Origin of the sequence: Microcystis sp. LEGE 08355 (assembly GCF_015207185.1) — a bacterium.
Classification (GTDB): domain Bacteria; phylum Cyanobacteriota; class Cyanobacteriia; order Cyanobacteriales; family Microcystaceae; genus Microcystis; species Microcystis panniformis.
On sequence record NZ_JADEXI010000911.1, the window covers coordinates 1 to 1,222 of the forward strand.

The window sequence follows — 1,222 nt, forward strand, 5'->3', positions numbered from 1 at the left end:
GAGTATCGATACTTCCTAAATACCAACGACCATTTTTTGTATAGCTACAAATAATCTGGTATTCCCCAGCAAATCCGTAGTTAGATAAACCAAAAACCCAATGAGGATAAGCAAATTCAGCCTCTATCGGTTCGATAACTGGTTCGATTTGTTCATCGTGTTTAAAGCAATAAAAGTTCCAGAAATCATTGCAATCGCTAGTAAAATATAACTGTTCATCGGCGGACCAGCGCGGTTCACACACTGACTCATTTTCACCGCCAGCAATGACCCGAATATTACTCAAATAAAGATTATTAATATCCGCCACCCAGAGAAAAGAACTATCCCAGGGCATATTAGGATGATTCCAACTAATCCAGGCTAATCGAGAACCATCGGCACTCAAGCGAGGAGAGGTATAAAAATCATCGCCAGATACTAAAGTTTTTATTTCTCCCGTATCCACATCGATGCTGACAATACTATTAACTGGTTCCCGATCTTTTTGGCTATGATCTTCACAAACACAGATTAAACGATTGCCAAATTTATCGAGAATTAAATCCGCATAACGACAGGAATTTTCTGGGGTGAGAGGTTGGGGTAAACTATCAGCAGTTTGGCGATAAATTCTTTGGTCAGCAAAATTACAAAAATAGATAATTCCGACAACAATTAGATAGGAACCTCCCCCGTATTCATGGACACGAGTTCGCACATTAAAAGGTGCTGGGGTGATTTCTGTGGTTGTGCCGTCGGGGTTTAATTTAACTAAAACATTTCGCCCCTTTTCCTGTGGTCTGCCTTCTAACCAATAAATATCTTCTCCATCTAGGGTTACACCACCAAGACTAATCGATGCTGCCACAATTAGATCGGAGGTAATCGGTGATTTCCAGGAACCGTAAGCTGATATTTGATGAGACATTTTCGACTAAAGCAGTGATTCTAATGGTGAACTAACTGGATCAGAAACGCTGACAAATTAAGAAAATTTCGAGTAAACAGGACAAAGTAGGGATTAGGTGCATCCCTACCTAACTCTCTGTTTTCCTGCAATCGGAGCGGCGGGATTCGAACCCACGACCCCTACTACCCCAAAGTAGTGCGCTACCAAGCTGCGCTACGCCCCGATATTGAACCTTAACCATCATAGCGATAATCGCAGCATTTTGCAAGCTTTTTTTTTCTTCCTTTCTCCCCCATCCCCGGAATTAGTGGCCAGCTATCTAGCTAGGGT

Annotated in this window: 1 tRNA gene and 1 pseudogene; both read right to left on the reverse strand. The window is 42.0% G+C overall.

Features of this window, described 5'->3' with window-relative positions:
• Nucleotides 1-910 (reverse strand): annotated as a pseudogene (locus IQ242_RS25175) (PD40 domain-containing protein); the annotation flags it as partial.
• A gap of 131 nt (nucleotides 911-1,041) precedes the next feature.
• Nucleotides 1,042-1,115 (reverse strand) — tRNA-Pro (locus IQ242_RS25180).
• Between the last annotated feature and the right edge of the window lie 107 nt (nucleotides 1,116-1,222).